Here is a 16,941-nt window from a genome sequence, read left to right on the forward strand (position 1 = left end):
ACGCCAGTCCCTCCCTCGCGGTTAGAGGCTTTCGCCGGTCTCGATTCGGCTACGGACGCAGGTGATTATCGAGCCAGGCGAATGATCGCGCGTGATAGAGGGTACGGGCACCCTGCTCGCAGTGATCACCTGCTCCTTCTGCAGTAGTGAAATGGACGAACTCGCTTTCGCAGTTCAGCGATGCGACGAGTTCCGGGGCGCTGGCGCCGATGTCGTCATCTTCGGCGTTGCAGACCCAGGTGGGGCAGGTGATCTGTTCGGCGTGGCCGGCGAGGTTGTAGGCGGCCAAGGCATCGAGATAGCCAATCGGGCTGCGGTCGCCGTGCACGAGTTGGCCGCGGCGAAGCGCCCACCCGGCGGTAGGTTTGCGGGCGACGATCCGCAGGATGAGGCCGATCAGCACCCGAGCCGACCGCTTACCTGCCTTGTAGCGAGTGGCGAGTGGCGGTGGCAGCCTTGCCAGGAAGCCGGCCTGCAGATCGAAGGATCCGCAGTCGGCGATCAGCGCGGCGAGCCGGTGTTCGCTTGCAGCCGCCCGCGGGGCGAGATGGGCGCCGAGGCTCAGCCCGATGAGCGCCAACCGATTGGGGTCGACATCGGCCCGGGACGTGGCGTAGTCCACCACCGGGGCGACTACGGACTCCCAGTCCGGACGCATCGTCAGGCCCTGGTGCAGGAGAGCGCCGCCTTGGCCCGGGCCATCAAAGGCAAGGACGTTGTAGCCGCGGGTCAGCGCAGCGGCGCCATTGAAGAAATACAGCTCCTCGCAGGTGCCGTCATAGCCACCGGTAAGGATTACGGTGGGCCGCGGGTCCGGCGTCTCGTCGGGTTTGAGGAAGTAACCGGGCAGCGTGGTGTCCCGATAGGGGATCGCAATCGTTTCGACCGGCGCATCCATCAACCGCGTCGCAGAACGAAATGCCTCTGTCTGCAAGAGATTTGACTGCGTCAGGCGCGGGTCGACCGGAGTGCCGAGCAGCATCACCCCGGACGTGCGGTAGTAAGTGCACGCTCGCAGATAAGCGCCGCAAGCGCTCACCCGCCGCCCGGCGCGTTCCTCTTCTTGCGCGAGTTCGTGTACGCGCTGAGCCAACCGCTGCCAGCCGTCATGCCAGGAATCGAGGTCACCTTCGCTGATCTCGCGCGCCGTCTGCAGGCACTCGCCGATGTCGGCGCCGCCGTAGGCCGCAGTCCCGACGGCCCGCAGCAGTTGTGAGTCCAGCAGTTCGTCTTTGAAGACAAGCCTGGCCATCCGAACCCCCTCGTGAACATGTGCGGTAAACGTGCGTACAAAACCTGCAACTGACCAACGGCCGCTGTTCGAAGACTGGGTCAGGTCGTGGCGATCAAAAAGTCTTCTCCGCTTGATGGTCGCAGGCCATCGGTCCGGTCGGCAAAATAGCGCTCAGCGATGGTAATTCCGGAGACGTGTTCGACATTGCGGAAGCCGGCATCGCGAGCGAGTGCAAGCATGTCCTGGGGGGTATAGAAGCTGACGAATGGGGTCCCCGCCGCGCGGGCGCCTTTCTGGGACTCCTGGAGCCCGGACCGGTCGGCATCGTCGATGAGATCGGTCGGCAACAAGAAGGTCATCGCCAAGGTCGAACCCGGAGCGAGCTCAGCGAGCTGGTGCAGAGTGGCTGCGGTGGCCTCCCTGGTGAGGTACATGGTGACGCCGGTCGAGGCGACGACCGCGGGTCGGCCAGCGTCAAAGCCGGCGGCGGCCAATTGCTGCCACCAAGACCCACCGCCCTCGAAGTCGACCGGGACGAAACGCAGCCATTCAGGGATGCCGTAGCCGAGCTCGAGCAGACGGTGCCGCTTCCAGGCTTGAGGGCCGGGCTGGTCAATCTCGAATACTCTTAGGCGGCTGGCGATTTCTGGCCGGCGTTGGGCGAAGGTGTCCAGGCCAGAGCCCAGAATTACGTACTGCGCGACATCGCGATCGGCCTGCTCGACCACCAGATCCTCGATGAAGCGAGCCCTGGCCACGATGGCCGCCCGGAACCCACTGGTGCCAGCCGCGTCCATGTCCGGGCGGGAACGCCAGTCGCTGTCAGGGGCTGCCAGCCTCAGGCCGATCTCGTCTTCGAGTACGTGTGGTGGTGGGTCGACGAGGGTGTGCATCGCCCGCCACAGCGCGACTCGCACCGCCGTGCTTTCCGGCTCGGCGGGGTCATCGTCTGCCATCAGGTTTCTCCTTATCCGGACTGGTGCTTTGCGGGAAAGTCAGCTCTCCTTCTCAGATCGTCTATGCCGGTATGCGCCTTCGCGGTTGGGAAGGTCGCGGTTGGGATGATCGGGGTTTGGTTGGTCGGGGCTGGGATGGTCGTGATTTGGACGGTCTAGATAGGTCCGCAGCGCGTTAGTGACGAGGGCGGACAGAGACATACCCTCTTCGATGGCATGGTGCTTGACCTGCTTTATCAGCACGATCGGCAGATACACGTTGAACTGTTTGACGTCCTCGTCGCCCACGCAAGCATGCTAGCAACCTAGAAGCGCGAGGTGGACTTCGGGAATGGGCCGCGCGAATATGGATGCACAGCGCAGGTGGCCTTGACCGGGGCCACCTGCAACACAATCAGAGGAGCATAGGCATGGATATGAAGCTCGAAGTTGTGGTGTTGCCAGTGTCAGACGTAGACAGAGCGAAGAACTTTTACACCGCACTCCGGTGGCGGGAGGACGCCGACTTTGTCACCGGTCCGGACTTCCGGGTAGTGCAGCTGACGCCGCCGGGCTCCCCGTGCTCGGTCATCTTCGGCACCGGCCTGACCTCGGCCACCCCAGGCTCGGTGGACGGTCTGCAGTTGGTGGTGGACGACATCGAAGCCGCCCGGACCGAGCTCGTCGGCCAAGGCGTGGACGTTGGTGAGGTTTTCCACGACGCAGGCGGAGTGTTCCATCACGCCGGCACGACCGGGCGGGTGTCGGGGCCGTCCTCGGATCGGCAGAGCTATGGCTCGTGGCTGTCGTTCAGCGACCCTGACGGCAACACCTGGTTCATTCAGGAGGTCACCTCCCGACTACCGGGCCGGGTCGCCGCGGCACCGGCTTACGACTCCGCCGCGGACCTGGCCGGCGCGCTGCGCCGAGCGGCAGCGGCCCACGGCAAACACGAGGAAGAGACCGGGAAGGAGGACCCGGACTGGCCTGACTGGTACGCGCACTACATGGTGGACGAGCGGAACGGCACGAGCAGCTAAGACTGCCTGCGATCGCAGCGGATCCGGGCACGACGCAGTTCGTAGCTTTCCAGCGACGGATTCCACGTCATTCGCGGCTGGTTCTCCAATCGAATGCCTGGGACCCGCATGAGCCGGTCTAGAAATACCCGCGTCTCGGTCAGCGCGACCTGGGCCCCGGGGCAGCGGTGGCTGCCATCGCCGAAGCTGAGGAACGCCCCGACGATCCCCGCTTTCGCTGCGCGGTCGGGGTCGATTGCATAAGGGCATTCGCCAACAGCCGCGGGGTCGAGATTGGACTCCCGCAGGTTGAGTGCGACGAGTTCGCCATCGGCGACCGTGCAGGACGAGAGCGTGGTGTCGGCGTCGGCCTGCCGGTACAGCATCGAGGCGACGGGTTCCAGCCTCAGAAGCTCTTCGAGGATGGCGAATTGGGTCTGCTCGTCGCCGGCAACAAATCGTTGCCGAAGCGGGTCGTTGTCGAACAGGTGCCAGGCGGCCATGACGATGAATTCGCGGGTGGTGACCATACCGGCACCGGCATAAGTAAGGCACTCCATCAGGATCGCCTTGTCCGGGTAACCCTCCTCGATCAGGTGTGAGATGACGTCCTCGCGTGGTTGAGCGCGCCGGCTTGCAATGGCGGGACGAACATCGCGAAGGAAGAACCGACCGACGTGGGCGGCTGCCCATGCAGTTCCGAACGGGCGGACGAACCGGTTCATGCCAGGCAGCCGGGTACCGAACATGGCAGCGGAGATGCGCCGCGACAGGGGGCCGATGGCACTGTCGTTGAGCCCAACGATCTCGGCGGCAACGGCCACCGCCAACTCGAAGGTGATCACGTCCAACTGACCATGGCCCGCCGCCTGCAACTCGGCCAGGAGTCGGTCTGTGGTCTCCTCCATGACGATCCGGTGCCGTGTGCTGATCGCCTTCGGGGTGAAGAACCGGGCGATGGCGGTGCGTCTACGCCGATGAGGTTCGCCGTCGAGGAAGAAGACCGAGGCGAATTGGGGATCGCCGTTCGCCGTGTCGTCGTGTCCGAGCCCAGCTTGGACCATGTTCGGCGAACTGCGCAGTACCTCACGGGCCAGACCGAACTCGGCGACAACCCGAGCCCCGTCTCGGGCTCTCACCCGCTGAGCGGCCAGCGCGGCTGACTTGCGGTCGTCGCGCGCGTTGGTCTCGATGTCCAAAGCCATGTCGGAATCCATCTTCGTCCCGCTCCCTGTCGACCCCGGTTCGCCTCCCGCTAGCCGACTTGCGCAGTCTCTTGGCGCACCGTGACCGGCTCGGCGAGCTGCTGCTCGTCGCAGAGCTTCTGCAGCGTGGCCAGTGTCTCCTCGAGTCCGGCACCGATGCGCGGGCCGGGGGTGAAGGTGGCCGGAAGTTTCTTCATCCCGTTGATCACGCCCACGGTGTCGTAGTGCACCGCGCCCGCAGGGTCGCAGACGAAGTCAGGCATCCGGTCGAGCACGGCGGTGATCATGGACTTGAAGGTCATTCGCGCGACGTTCGAACCTATGCAGCGGTGGATGCCGAGGCCGAAGCTGGAGTGCCGATTGTTCTTACGGTCGGGGATGATCTCGTTCGGGTTGGGGAACACACTCGGATCACGGTTGGCCATCGCCCAGGACAACCACAGCCGCTGACCCTCCTTGAAGTCCACACCCGCCATCGTGCAGTCCTGGCTGATCGTCCGTCCGTCGCCGGGCGCCGGGGTGTAGAAGCGCAGAAACTCCTCCGTCGCCGAGTCCAGCAGGGTCTCGCGCTCGCGTGACAAGCGCTCGCGCTGGTCCGGATGCTCGGAAAGCCACTCCAAGCTGTGCGCGGTCAGCGCGGTCGTGGTGTCGAAGCCACCGCCGATCAGCAGGCCCAGCTGCGAAGTGATCTCAGCGTCCGACGGTTTACGACCGTTGATCGTTGCCTTGACCAGCCCGTCGATCAGACCTGGTTTCGGATTCGTCCGGGTGGCCACGACCGCTGCATGCAGGCGCCCCATCATCTCCCAGATAGTCTCGATAACCCTTGGCATATCGGGTGAATCGGGCTTGGTGTACACCTGTGCGTGCGCAGGCTCGCAGTACACTTCCCAGTCCGCCAGCGGCAGACCCATCATCGCCAGGGTCAGCACTGCCGGCACGATGTTGGCGAGATCGTCGACGAAGTCGATGGAGCCAGTTTCGATCACCTCGTTCAGTGCGGCTCGGGTGATCTCCTGGGTGACCGGGCGCCACCGGTTCACGGCTGCAGGGGAGAGATACGCATTCAGAGACTGGCGATAGTGCCGCTGCTCGGGCGGATCCAAGGTCAGAAAGGAGGCCTCCATCGTGCCCGAATCGATCGAGGGGATGCTGATGCCCTTGTAGCCGCGCCGCTGGTTGTGTACGTCCAGATCGTTGGAGACCTTGTCCGCACTGCGGGCGATATCGAAGAGTTCTTTGTTCCCGGCCGCAAACCAGTGACCGCCGTAGGTCTCGTTCCACGCCACCGGACATTTGGACTGCATATCCGCAGCAAGCTCCTCGAAGCGCACGCGGTATTCCTGCCCGTGGCGGTCGAAGGTGTAGATGCGGTCGATGGGTGGTTCGTCGCTCATCGGGTGCGCCTCCCTGTTCGGATTATCGCGGGTCGTTATACGACTGATTCAGTCTTTGTCCGGTGTCTGAATCTCAATTCACTAAACTACTCTAAGATCCAAGCTCCGTATAGGTTCTCGAATAACCACTGATGGCCGATCCGGCTAAGTCTTCAATGCGACGGAATGCGGACCGCCGGACGTGCATCGGTTCGCATTGCCTTGCCAAATCTGTGTCAAAAGCGAAATCCGGCGCGATTCTTGATCAAAAAGTTTCGACTCTGAGAATGCGTGACAGACGCGTCTCAGGCGGCTAGCGTATGGCTACCTGCCGTCGCGAGCAAAGAGGTCAATGCTGATGTCTGCTATGCCTGCTCCCGAAATTGCACCGATTCCCGATCACGTCCCGCCTGAGCTCGTCTACACGTTCGATCAGGTTTATGCGGATGGTTTCGACTCGGACCCGTTCGGCACCTATGAAAAGGTGCGTGCCGAAGCACCGCCAATCTTTTTCAGCCCGGTGTCCTTCAACGGACCGGGTAAGGGTGTCTGGTACGTGACCAGGCCGGACGACATCCGCCGCACCCTTCAAGACGGTGACTTCTTCACCACGACCATGGGCTACGGCGGTGCGGCCAAGGCGATGCCGCGGCGGATGATCCCACTCGAGCTCGACCCGCCGGACAACCGCAAGTACCGGTTGTTGTTGACCCCGTTGTTCTCGCCTTCACAGATGCGTCGCCTGGAAAGCGGTATCCGCGAGACTGCCAACGAGCTGCTGGACAAGGTGATCGCCAACGGACGCTGCGACTTCGCCCATGACTTCGCAGCCGTGCTGCCCGCGACCGTATTCATGGCCTTGATGGGCTATCCGATGGAGCGTAAAGCTCAGTTCCTGGAGTGGGAGGACACGTTCTTCCACAATCTGGACTTCGAGGCACGGGCGGCCGCAGGCAAGAAGATCGAGGCCATGAATCTCGAGATGATCGGCGAGAAGCGTCGCAACCCCGACGAAGGCCTTATTTCCAAGCTCGCCGCGATCAGCTTCGACGACGGAACGCCGGTGCCGGATGACGACATCCAGGACATGGCGTGGCTCTTGTTCATCGCCGGCCTGGACACGGTCAGCTCGGGCTTGTCCCATTCATTCCGCTACCTTGCCGAACACCCCGACAAGAAGCAGGAATTGATCGATGACCCCGCGCTGATTCCGCAGGCGGTGGAGGAGCTGCTTCGCTGGCATGCCTGGGTGAATCCGCCGCGCACAGTGCGTGAGGACACGGTGCTCGGCGGTGTACAGATGAAGCGTGGCGACGAGATCATGCAGCTCCACACCCTGGCCAACCGCGATTCCGAGCTTTTCGAGCACTCGATGGAGGTCGATTTCCATCGGGAGCAGAATCCGCACACGGCCTTCGGCGGCGGCCTGCACCGGTGCGTCGGTTCCCACCTTGCCCGGCAGGAACTTGCTATCGCGATCAAGGTCTGGTTGGACCGCGTACCGGACTACTCATTGCCGCCGGCAGATCGTGACGGCCTTCGTTACAACACGATGGGCATGTTTGCACTGAAGAGTCTGCCGCTGGAGTGGACGCCTCCGAGCACCAGCTAGTCACAACGAGGTCTACCAGCCTTGACAGTGCGCACTGCCCGCTTTACGTTGCTCGCCAAGAGTGACCTGGAGCACACCGGAGGTAAACGCATGAGCCTGTTCATGGACGCACCGATCTTTGACGCCGATCAGCACATGTACGAGGCTGCTGACGCCCTGACGCGGTACTTACCCGATGAGTACAAGAGTGCCGTGCAATTCGTTCAGGTCGGCCGGCACACCCGCATCGCCATCCTCGGCAAGATCACCGAGTACATCCCGAACCCGACGTTTGACCGGGTGGCCGCCCCGGGCGCTCACGAGGCGTTCTACTCGGGCAACAATCCAGAGGGCAAGACCCTGCGGCAGATGAGCGGCCACGGGATGGATGCAGTCCCAGCCTTTCGCGAGCCGGCCGCTCGGATCGAATCCTTGGACGAGCAGGGCGTGCAGGCGACGCTGATCTATCCGACGCTGGCCAACCTGGTCGAGCATTCGGCCGCCGAGGATCCGGAACTGGTCGTGGCAGTGATCCATGCGCTCAACCGTTGGATGCTAGAGCAGTGGGGATTCGTCCATCAGGATCGGCTGTTCATGACACCCGTGATCACCTGCGCCGAGGTGGACGCCGCGCGCCGCGAGCTGGCCTGGGTCATCGAGAACGGCGCCAAGGTTGTGTTGATGAAGCCAGCGCCGGCGAAGGGCCTGCATGGCTGGCGTTCACCTGCACTGCCGGAGTTCGACCCGTTCTGGAATGACGTCCAGCAGGCGAACATGCCGGTCGTGCTGCACGGCAGCCAGCCACCGCTCAGTGACTACGTCACGAAGTGGGAGCCGTCGAAGACGAACAACTTCCAGGAGGTCAGCCCTTTCAAGTGGGTAGCCCTGGGCCACCGCGAGATCGCTGACATGGTCACCAGCCTCATCTGCCACGGCACCTTCAGCCGGTTCCCGAAGCTGCGGGTGGCCAGCATCGAGAACGGCAGCGCCTGGATTCGTCCGCTGCTGCATGACCTTGCTGCTGCGCACGACAAGATGCCACAGGCCTTCGCCGAGCACCCGGTCGAGGTCATGCGGCGCAACTGCTGGGTCAGCCCGTTCTGGGAAGGCTCGGTGGAAGACGTGGTGGACGCTCTCGGCTGGGACAAGGTCATGTTCGGCTCGGACTACCCGCATCCGGAGGGGCTTGCCGAGCCGAAGGACTACTACAAGTACGCCGAAGGCATGGAAGAAGACCGAGCCCGCGATTTCATGGGCGACAACGCGCGACGCTTCCTCGGCTTGCCGGTTACCGCCCGGACGAGCGAACCCGCAGCAGCAATCGGCTAGCGGGCTGCACGTCCGGGCGGTGATCGGGAGCGTCCAGTAGGGCGATCAGACTGCCGGCGGAACCGCCGACGCCATCACGAGGTCGGCCCGGTCCCAGGCACGGTGTAGGCCCATGGCTGCGAAAAGATCGTCGTTGAACGTCTTGGCGACGGACTTTGCACTGAGCACCCCTGGAGCATCCAGTGGGATCGCGCAAGCGCTCAAGACCTGACTGCCAGCACCCCACGCGGCGAGCGCCTTGCAATGCCGGTATGCCTCTTGCAGTAGGAGCACCAGTTTGATGTCGGTGACGGGCGCGGTCCCGTCCGCCACGACGATGGCGTCGAACTCGATCGAGCGAGTGGTCAAGAACGTCCGATCGACAGTTTCGGTATTCGTGCCGTCCGAGAGCACACCTCCGACGGGCGCGATCACGTGGACCGTCGCCCCGAGCTTCTTGGCGGCGCGGCGAAGCTTGTCGATGCCGTCGAGGTCAGAGCCTGTGTCGGCGATGACTCCGATATTCCGGCCTGCGATCGGCCCAGGCTCGAGGACGATTTGGGTAAACGCGGCCGATGGCGTCACGTCGGTGGTGGGGGTGCCTGTTGGCGCAGGCAATCCGAGCCCAGCCGCAACCTCAGCGCAAAGGTCCGCGTCCACGTTTGCCAGGACCTGGAGTTCGCGCTCCTTGATCACCTGCTCGTAGCACTTACCCAGCTCGAACGTGAATGCGGCCACGACGTGTGCCTGTTCGACTGCCGTCAAACTGCGAAAGAACAGCGTCGCCTGGGAAAAGTGGTCGTCGAAGGATACCGGGTTGGCTCGGACCGCTGCCCCCTCGATCGGTCGCGGGGTCTGCACATATCCCTGCTCGGATTCTCCGGCCAGCAGTGGCTGATCGTTGTCGACGCTGTTGGGGTGATACGGGGCAAGACCGGTGTGAATGGCGGTCTGGTGCATGCCGTCGCGCAACATGTCATTGACCGGACAGTGTGGCCTGTTGATGGGTAGCTGCGCGAAGTTCGGGCCGCCGAGGCGAGTGATCTGGGTGTCAAGGTAGGAGAAAAGTCGGGCCTGCATCAGCGGGTCGTTGGTGACTTCGATACCTGGCACCAGGTGGCCGGTATGGAATGCCACCTGCTCCGTTTCGGCAAAGTAGTTCGTGGGATTGCGGTTGAGGGTGAGCTTGCCGATAAGTTGCACCGGTGCGAGTTCCTCGGGAACGAGTTTCGTCGGATCCAACAGGTCGATGCCCTCGAACGAATCGGTTCCGTCGTCCGGCATGATTTGGACGCCCAGCTCGTATTCGAAGAACGCGCCGTTCTCGATGCCGTCGGCCAGGTCGCGGCGGTGATAGTCCGGGTCGATCCCGGCGGCGATCTGGGCTTCTTCCCAGACCAGCGAATGAACGCCGGCGACGGGCTTCCAGTGGAACTTCACCAGACTGGTCTCGCCCGTGGCGTTCACGAGACGGAAGGTGTGTACGCCAAAACCCTCCATCGTGCGATAGGAACGCGGGATGCCACGATCGCTCATCGCCCACATGACATGGTGAGTCGCTTCGGTATGCAGGGAGACGAAGTCCCAGAACGTGTCATGGGCAGTCTGCGCCTGCGGGATCTCACGGTCGGGCTGAGGCTTGGCCGCGTGAATGACATCAGGAAACTTGATGCCGTCCTGGATGAAGAAGACCGGCATGTTGTTGCCGACCAGGTCAAAGACGCCTTCGTCGGTGTAGAACTTCACTGCAAAGCCACGCACATCGCGCACCGTGTCGGCCGAACCCCGTGAGCCGGCAACGGTTGAGAACCGGACGAAGACGTCAGTCTTGGCGCCCCGGGCCAGGAAGCCCGCTTTGGTTACTGACGATGCCGTCCCGTAGGACTCGAAGACGCCGTGTGCCGCCGCACCGCGCGCATGTACGACCCGCTCGGGGATCCGCTCGTGGTCGAAGTGGGTGATCTTCTCCCGAAGATGGAAATCCTCCAACAAGGTCGGGCCACGATCGCCGGCCTTGAGCGAGTGATCGGTGTCGGGCAGGCGCAGGCCTTGTGCGGTGGTCAAGTAATCGCCGGATTGGGCGCGACTGTCATTCAGGGTCAGGTTGTGTTCGGCCGTCCCGGTCGGGCTGGTGGGCCGGGGAGCGCTCTGGTCAGCTTTTCGGCGTGGAGGCATGACAGGTTCCTTCTCTGTGCTTTCGGGTAGCTGTCGAGGCGACGTGCCGCGATACGTTTGGAAAACGCGGCGTGGTGTCGTCAGAACCAGCTTGGCGAGGCGCTGTCATCTCGCTACGTACTCAGGTCCGCCTCGGGCTTTTTCGAGGGCTGGCTGGTGATCGCTGCGGGGGCTGTCTCCCCGATACAGGCGATTACGAAGATCGCAGACCCGACACTACTGGGTCGGGGCAAACTGTGCAGCGACGCGACACCAAAATGTCGGGTTGAACAATTGCCACAATTAGAGCACGGTGGAGGTCGACGCTTCGGGCCTTAAACAGCCATGGAGCGCGCTAAACAGCCAGCGTCCCGGAGTGTCCTCCTAGGAAGGGTCACGCGTGGACTGAGACCGTCTCACCCGCAACGGGGCCGTCATGTGCTGCGTTAGCGCAGTACTCGAAAGCGAAGATCGGTCAGCTGGGGCGACAAGGTCGCCTCGATTCGCCGGAGCGGGACGGTCATCTCACCGTGACCGCCGTACAGCCGTATTCCGCCGCCCAGCAGCACGGGCGCCAGGTGCACCGCGATCTCGTCGAGCAGCCCGGCAGCCAAGGCCTGTCGGGCGACGTCGGCACCGAAGATTCCCAGTCGGCGCCCGCCGGCCGCCTCACGTGCCGTGTGGACGACATCTTCGATCGGGCCGGACAGGAACCTTATTTCTTTGTCGGGAGGATCGCTCGGCGCGGTATGCGTGAGTACGAAGACCGGGCCGCTCCACTTACCACCGTAGATGCCGGCTCGGCCGTTGAAGCGTTGCGTCGCGATGTCGTGCCAGCGCCGACCGGCCAGGACGGCGCCTGTCGTGTCGCGGATCTCGTCAACCATGGGTCCGGCGGGGCCGTGCGCGGCCACCCAGTCCATCGAGTCGCCTCGAGCCGCGATATAGCCGTCCAAAGACATCATGACGTGCCAGACGGTGGCGTCCGACTGGGGCTGCTCCGCTGTTTCTGTCGTCATGACGGCTCCTCAATCCGCGATATTTTGCGCGGGCGGTTTGGAAAGAACCAGTCCAACATTTCGCGTGCCGACGGGCAATGCCTCGCTTGCGGCCCTCTCGGAAAAATCTGTTCACCGGCAAGTGTCGATTTCGGTGGGGTGCCTTCGTAGCCGTGTTAGAGGCCCACCAAACCTCACCCGAACTCACGAAGGAGCATTCACCATGACCGCCACCGAACACGGCACCACGTTTGGCCCTTCCTCTTCTGTCCCGCCGTCTTCTGTCCCGCCGTCTTCTGTCCCTTCCGCCGCGTCGGTCCAGTCGCCCAAGACTCGCCGCCTAGCCCGTGCCTATGCCCTCGGTTGCGCTGCCGTCGCCACCAGCGCGGTATGGGGGGTCGCCAAGGCTGCGGGCGTCGACTTCAAGCTCACCGACTCGCAGGGCTCGGTGGTGATCGGCTTGCCGACCGTCATCGGCTTCACGCTGTTCTGCGCCGGGCTTGGCTGGGCCGCGCTGGCCGTTCTGGAACGGTTCAGCGCCCGGGCAATCCGCATCTGGACCGGGCTAGCCGTCGGCGTTCTTGCACTGTCCATCGTGCCGATCTTTCTCGAGCACGCCACCGCCGGAACCCGTACCTCACTGATCTTCATCCACGTCGCCGTAGCCGCCGTCCTGATCCCGTCGTTTCGCAAAAGTGCAAACGAGCGCTGACGGTTTGGCAGAGTAGGCAACGAAAGCACAAAAACGCGCCCTGCAAGCAAAGCTCCGACGTAGAGGCGGAGTCCACACATCACATAAGGAGACAGCCATGAAGCAGTACCTGTTATCGGTCCATTACGTCGAAGGCCAAGAACCACCGGCGCCCGAGACGATGGAGACCATGTACGCCGACGTCGAGGCGTTCAACCAGCAATTGCAAGCCGACGATATCTGGATCTTCGGTGGCGGGCTGTACGAGCCTGAAACCGCAACGGTCGTTCGTAACGAGAACGGTGAAGTCCTGACCACCGACGGCCCGTTCGCGGAAGCCAAAGAGCACATTGGTGGTTTCTGGGTCATCAAGGCTCCAGACCTCGACGCGGCGATTGCGCTGGCCGGCAAGGCCTCCGCCGCTTGCCAGGGACCAGTCGAGGTTCGTCCTTTCCAAGAGGACGCCCCGGCCTGACCTGATGACAGCTGGTGCTGAAAGCTTTGACATCGAAAAGGTATTCCGTGAGGAATACGGCCGATGCCTGGCTACGCTGATCCGCTTTCTCGGCGACATCAACCTCGCCGAGGAAGCGGTTCAGAGTGCCTTCCTGATCGCCGTCGAGCGTTGGCCCTCAACGGGCCTACCGCCGAATCCGGGGGCATGGATCACCACCACCGCCCGCAATCGGGCCATTGACTTTTTGCGTCGGGAGGGCTCTCGCGATGAACACCACAATCAGGCACTGCTACTGCGCGACGACTCCCCGTCCGAGGCTGACCGGGACGACGTCGTGAACGACGACCGGCTGCGCCTCATCTTCACGTGCTGCCATCCAGCGCTTGCCCGCAATGCCCAGGTGGCGTTGACACTTCGGTTGTTGGGCGGCCTCCAGACGCCGGAGATCGCCCGTGCGTTCCTGGTCCCAGAGGCGACCATGGCGCAGCGAATCGTGCGGGCCAAACGCAAGATCGCCGCGGCGGGCATCCCGTACCGGATCCCGAGCGAGGCCGAGTTACCTGATCGACTGCGAGGGGTCCTGGCCGTCATTTACCTCGTGTTCAACGAGGGATATACCGCCTCGAGTGGCGCCTCGCTCGTCCGCGAGGATCTATCTTCGGAGGCGATTCGCCTTAGCCGCGTGCTGGTACTGCTGATGCCGGACGAGCCGGAGGCCGTTGGCTTGCTCGCCCTGCTGCTGCTAACCGACGCACGGCGCGCCGCCCGGACCGGGGCGGACGGCCTGCTGGTCCAGTTGAGCGAGCAGGACCGGTCGAGATGGGATCAGGCGTTGATCGCCGAAGGGCACTCGCTCGTGCGGGCGTGCCTGAGACGAAATCAGCCGGGGCCGTATCAGGTTCAGGCTGCTATCAACGCCGTCCATACGTCAGCTACGTCTGCTGCCGCGACCGATTGGCCTCAGATCCTGAGACTCTATGACCAGCTGCTGCGGTATTCACCGACGGACGTGGTTGCGTTGAACCGCAGCATCGCGCTCGCCGAAGTCGAAGGCCCGACCGTTGCCCTCGCCGCGCTGGACGGCCTCAAGCTCGATGGCTATTACCTTTTCCACGCCACCCGAGCTGATTTGCTCCTTCGATTGGACAGGAACGATGAGGCGACGGCTGCCTTCGATGCCGCTCTCGCACTGACCACCAACGCCTCCGAGCAGGAGTTCCTGCGCCGGCGCCGCCAGGCGACGGCATCGTGATTCGGACGACGTTCTAGCCGGCAGGCCAGAGGCCCCACGATCACCACTCGGTGATCGCGGGGCCCCGTGCCTGGCGCTAGGTGTGCCTAGCTGTGCCGCTACCCAGCCGACGGAATCTCGACTGCGGCCATCGTCCAACGGTCGACAACCGGTCCGGTGGTCTTGACGACGACCGGCGTGTGGCTGGAGTCCGTTGCTGCTGTGACCTTCTGCGTCCAGAACGAGTCATGGACCCGCTTGTCAACGAACGCGTGCACCAGAGACTGCCCAGCGGCCGCCACCGGAGTCTTGGCCGTCGACCAGTCGTGGCCGGCCGCCCAGACGAGGGAGTTGCAGCCCAGCGGCTTCACCGTTGCGTTAGGTGAACCGGTCAGGCCGGCCCCGCCCGCGGCCGCACCAAGGTGCGCTGCCGCGCCCTTGAACGCAGCGACCGTGATCGAACCGTCGAACCCGGAGTTGGCGAGTTTCGCGGTGACCACCGCGTTGGTCACCGTCGAGGTGGCATGCGCTTGCCAAACCTCGGTCGTACCCCAGGTCGAGTTGGATCGGGTGGCCAGCGACCACGTCAATCCGCCGCCGGTGACGCTCGTCGCCCGCTGGGTCGCAGAACGCGGCCCATCGGCTTCGACGAACGCAACCAGCAATTCGTCCGCTCCCGCTGTCGTCAACTTGGGTGCCACCAGTTGCGACGATGCCTTTGTGATGTCGGCCGAAACGGACTTGTCCAACACCGGCGCGTTGGTCGCACACGTCGGAGGAACCACGACGGCCGGGGTGACCGTGATGGTGACGGTTGCCGGCGCGGAGGTGTCTTTACCGTCGTTGGCGGTGAAGGTGAAACTGTCCGGTCCGCTGTAGCCGGCCGCGGGTGTGTACGTCAGGTTCGCGCCACTGCCCGAGAGGGTGCCGTGTGCTGGTGTGGTTGCGGCGTAGGTCAACGCGTCACCATCGGCGTCGCTGGCTGCGAGCGTGATGGCCTTGGCGGTGTCTTGAGCCGTGGTCACCGATTGTGGGCTGGCGACCGGCGGGTTGTTGACCGGCACGACCACCGTCGGGGTAACTGTGATGGTTACGGTCGCGGGGGCGGAGGTGTCTTTACCGTCGTTGGCGGTGAAGGTGAAACTGTCCGGTCCGCTGTAGCCGGCTGCGGGTGTGTACGTCAGGTTCGCGCCACTGCCCGAGAGGGTGCCGTGTGCTGGTGTGGTTGCGGCGTAGGTCAACGCGTCACCATCGGCGTCGCTGGCTGCGAGCGTGATGGCCTTGGCGGTGTCTTGAGCCGTGGTCACCGACTGTGGGCTGGCGACCGGCGGGTTGTTGACCGGAGCGACCACCGGAGTCACCCTGATGCTGACTGTCGCCGGTGTCGACGTCGCCTTACCGTCACTGGTAGTGAAGGTAAAACTATCCGGGCCGCTGTAGCCGGCTGCCGGCGTGTACGTCAGGTTCGCGCCACTTCCCGACAAAGTGCCGTGCGTCGGCGTGCTCGCCGTTGCATACGTCAGGGCGTCACCATCAAGGTCGGCTCCGGTCAAGGTGATCGCCTTGGCGGTGTCCTGAACCGTCGTCACCGACTGGGCGTTTGCTGCCGGCGGGTGATTGCAATCAGGATCGGCCGCATCGATCAGGCCGTCACCGTCGTCATCGATCCCGTTCGTGCAGTTCTCGGTCGTGACCGTGGCATCAGCCGTAATCTCCACGACAGCGAGGAACAGGTTGTCATCGGTGGAGGGGTTGGCGGTCTGGAAGACCAGCGAGGTGTCGCCGGTGTGGATGAACGGGGTGAGGTTGTACAGCTCGTCATCCGTGCCCGAGTCGGTTGCTGTTGGGTCGGTCGGGTTATCCAGGCTGTCTCCGACCCCGCCTACGGTGATGAGCGAGCCGTTCGCGCCGAGGCCATCGTCGAAGTTACCCGCACAACTGGTCAGCAGGCTCGAGTTCACCGTCACCGTGGAGTACTGAGTACCGCCACAGGCGTGTCCGGCGAGCCCGTTCTGGTAGCTGAAGCCACTGCCCAGCGAAAGCTGCGCCGCAAAACCTGGCGTAGCTGTGTTCACCGCGGACGCGAAGTTCAACGTGACCTGGTCACCAGCCTGCTTCGAACCGCCATCGAGGATCGCGATTGTCACCAAGGGCTTCGTGGGATTTGAATAAACCACGACGAGAGCGACCCCATCGAGATCGGACGGATCGGTATTGACTGCGAAGTTAGTGATTGCGCCGCCGGTGCCGACCTTGGCTGCGACCTGCGCGGTCACGTCCGTCCGCGCGGTGACCAAGCCTGAATCGCCCAGCTCTGAGTTGGTCAGGGTGTCGAGCACAACTGTCGTACCGTCGAAGTCGATCGTGCGATCCTCGACCGCGAGATTTAGGTCGGTGCCGTTGTAGGTTCCGTAGAGATAGGCATTGACGACCTTTGAACCTGCCGGAACGTCAGCGCGGACGAAACCGCCAACGCCTTCCTGGCCAAGGCCGTCCGCCGAATATCCGCCATGCCCGACGAAGGTCACCGGTGCAGCAGGATTGGGCGTGAGCACCTTGAGAGTGGCGTTCGCGGCGCCGGGCAAGCCGAGCAAGACGAATGACGCCGTGACGATGACCGCCAAAGACGCCAATGCCTTATGCCCCCGATTTTTCGCCTTAACGGCTGCAGGCGACCTGCGCGAGGTCCCTTCGTTGCCTGGCGGAATAGCCTGATGGCGGCCTGTTAATGGCCGCGGCTGT

13 protein-coding genes and 1 pseudogene are annotated in these 16,941 nt (G+C 63.5%); 6 read left to right on the forward strand and 8 right to left on the reverse strand.

The features are described 5' to 3' along the window. Positions 1-49: 49 nt before the first annotated feature. The 3 genes and pseudogenes from ACSMXN_RS07915 to ACSMXN_RS07925 form a co-directional block, all read right to left on the reverse strand. Positions 50-1,252, reverse strand: a complete 1,203-nt coding sequence (locus ACSMXN_RS07915; protein WP_022911303.1) for an alpha/beta fold hydrolase — start codon at positions 1,250-1,252, stop codon at positions 50-52. A gap of 80 nt (positions 1,253-1,332) precedes the next feature. After that, entirely contained in the window at positions 1,333-2,190 is an 858-nt protein-coding gene (locus ACSMXN_RS07920; RefSeq protein WP_022911304.1) for a class I SAM-dependent methyltransferase, read from the reverse strand. 135 nt (positions 2,191-2,325) lie between these two features. Continuing rightward, positions 2,326-2,478 (reverse strand): annotated as a pseudogene (locus ACSMXN_RS07925) (ribbon-helix-helix domain-containing protein); the annotation flags it as partial. Positions 2,479-2,600: 122 nt separating this feature from the next. On the opposite strand from ACSMXN_RS07925, the gene ACSMXN_RS07930 reads away from it, so the two are divergent. After that, positions 2,601-3,209, forward strand: a complete 609-nt coding sequence (locus ACSMXN_RS07930; RefSeq protein ID WP_022911306.1) for a VOC family protein — start codon at positions 2,601-2,603, stop codon at positions 3,207-3,209. Here the strand turns inward: ACSMXN_RS07930 and ACSMXN_RS07935 are convergent. Then, positions 3,206-4,405, reverse strand: coding sequence for a cytochrome P450 (locus ACSMXN_RS07935; protein ID WP_022911307.1), 1,200 nt, complete (start codon positions 4,403-4,405; stop codon positions 3,206-3,208). The genes ACSMXN_RS07930 and ACSMXN_RS07935 overlap by 4 nt on opposite strands. A gap of 38 nt (positions 4,406-4,443) precedes the next feature. Beyond that, entirely contained in the window at positions 4,444-5,790 is a 1,347-nt protein-coding gene (locus tag ACSMXN_RS07940) for a cytochrome P450 (RefSeq protein ID WP_022911308.1), read from the reverse strand. Positions 5,791-6,127: 337 nt separating this feature from the next. Here ACSMXN_RS07940 and ACSMXN_RS07945 point away from each other — a divergent pair, with 337 nt between their 5' ends. Both ACSMXN_RS07945 and ACSMXN_RS07950 read left to right on the forward strand, forming a co-directional pair. Continuing rightward, positions 6,128-7,381 (forward strand): cytochrome P450, encoded by a 1,254-nt coding sequence (locus ACSMXN_RS07945; RefSeq protein ID WP_455407730.1) that lies wholly within the window; start codon positions 6,128-6,130, stop codon positions 7,379-7,381. A 90-nt stretch (positions 7,382-7,471) separates the two neighbouring features. Continuing rightward, a complete protein-coding gene (locus ACSMXN_RS07950) occupies positions 7,472-8,689 on the forward strand; it encodes an amidohydrolase family protein (protein WP_022911310.1) in 1,218 nt (405 codons plus the stop codon). Positions 8,690-8,734: 45 nt separating this feature from the next. Here the strand turns inward: ACSMXN_RS07950 and ACSMXN_RS07955 are convergent, their stop codons facing one another. Both ACSMXN_RS07955 and ACSMXN_RS07960 read right to left on the reverse strand, forming a co-directional pair. After that, positions 8,735-10,843 (reverse strand): catalase, encoded by a 2,109-nt coding sequence (locus tag ACSMXN_RS07955; protein WP_022911311.1) that lies wholly within the window; start codon positions 10,841-10,843, stop codon positions 8,735-8,737. 425 nt (positions 10,844-11,268) lie between these two features. Beyond that, positions 11,269-11,841 carry a dihydrofolate reductase family protein gene (locus tag ACSMXN_RS07960; RefSeq protein WP_022911312.1) on the reverse strand — a complete coding sequence of 191 codons (573 nt, stop codon included), beginning with the start codon at positions 11,839-11,841 and terminating at the stop codon, positions 11,269-11,271. Between the two features lie 202 nt (positions 11,842-12,043). Between ACSMXN_RS07960 and ACSMXN_RS07965 the strand changes: the two genes are divergently transcribed. From ACSMXN_RS07965 to ACSMXN_RS07975, 3 genes are all read left to right on the forward strand, one after another. Beyond that, positions 12,044-12,532: a DUF6069 family protein gene (locus ACSMXN_RS07965; RefSeq protein WP_022911313.1), complete on the forward strand. Its 489-nt coding sequence runs from the start codon at positions 12,044-12,046 to the stop codon at positions 12,530-12,532. 97 nt (positions 12,533-12,629) lie between these two features. Then, positions 12,630-12,986 (forward strand): YciI family protein, encoded by a 357-nt coding sequence (locus tag ACSMXN_RS07970; protein WP_022911314.1) that lies wholly within the window; start codon positions 12,630-12,632, stop codon positions 12,984-12,986. A 4-nt stretch (positions 12,987-12,990) separates the two neighbouring features. Continuing rightward, positions 12,991-14,220 carry an RNA polymerase sigma factor gene (locus tag ACSMXN_RS07975; protein ID WP_022911315.1) on the forward strand — a complete coding sequence of 410 codons (1,230 nt, stop codon included), beginning with the start codon at positions 12,991-12,993 and terminating at the stop codon, positions 14,218-14,220. A 98-nt stretch (positions 14,221-14,318) separates the two neighbouring features. On the opposite strand, the gene ACSMXN_RS07980 is transcribed toward ACSMXN_RS07975, so the two are convergent. After that, on the reverse strand, positions 14,319-16,832 hold the full coding sequence (locus ACSMXN_RS07980; RefSeq protein WP_196811112.1) for an Ig-like domain-containing protein: 2,514 nt from the start codon (positions 16,830-16,832) through the stop codon (positions 14,319-14,321). Positions 16,833-16,941 lie beyond the last annotated feature (109 nt).

The sequence above is a fragment of the Parajatrophihabitans canadensis genome (assembly GCF_053764775.1).

Bases quoted from the DNA above. Each gene is read 5' to 3' on its own strand.
- ACSMXN_RS07945 (WP_455407730.1), top strand. From the start codon at position 6,128: ATGTCTGCTATGCCTGCTCCCGAAATTGCACCGATTCCCGATCACGTC.
- ACSMXN_RS07920 (WP_022911304.1), bottom strand. From the start codon at position 2,190: ATGGCAGACGATGACCCCGCCGAGCCGGAAAGCACGGCGGTGCGAGTC.
- ACSMXN_RS07975 (WP_022911315.1), top strand. From the start codon at position 12,991: ATGACAGCTGGTGCTGAAAGCTTTGACATCGAAAAGGTATTCCGTGAG.
- ACSMXN_RS07915 (WP_022911303.1), bottom strand. From the start codon at position 1,252: ATGGCCAGGCTTGTCTTCAAAGACGAACTGCTGGACTCACAACTGCTG.
- ACSMXN_RS07935 (WP_022911307.1), bottom strand. From the start codon at position 4,405: ATGGATTCCGACATGGCTTTGGACATCGAGACCAACGCGCGCGACGAC.
- ACSMXN_RS07940 (WP_022911308.1), bottom strand. From the start codon at position 5,790: ATGAGCGACGAACCACCCATCGACCGCATCTACACCTTCGACCGCCAC.
- ACSMXN_RS07950 (WP_022911310.1), top strand. From the start codon at position 7,472: ATGAGCCTGTTCATGGACGCACCGATCTTTGACGCCGATCAGCACATG.
- ACSMXN_RS07960 (WP_022911312.1), bottom strand. From the start codon at position 11,841: ATGACGACAGAAACAGCGGAGCAGCCCCAGTCGGACGCCACCGTCTGG.
- ACSMXN_RS07930 (WP_022911306.1), top strand. From the start codon at position 2,601: ATGGATATGAAGCTCGAAGTTGTGGTGTTGCCAGTGTCAGACGTAGAC.
- ACSMXN_RS07955 (WP_022911311.1), bottom strand. From the start codon at position 10,843: ATGCCTCCACGCCGAAAAGCTGACCAGAGCGCTCCCCGGCCCACCAGC.
- ACSMXN_RS07965 (WP_022911313.1), top strand. From the start codon at position 12,044: ATGACCGCCACCGAACACGGCACCACGTTTGGCCCTTCCTCTTCTGTC.
- ACSMXN_RS07970 (WP_022911314.1), top strand. From the start codon at position 12,630: ATGAAGCAGTACCTGTTATCGGTCCATTACGTCGAAGGCCAAGAACCA.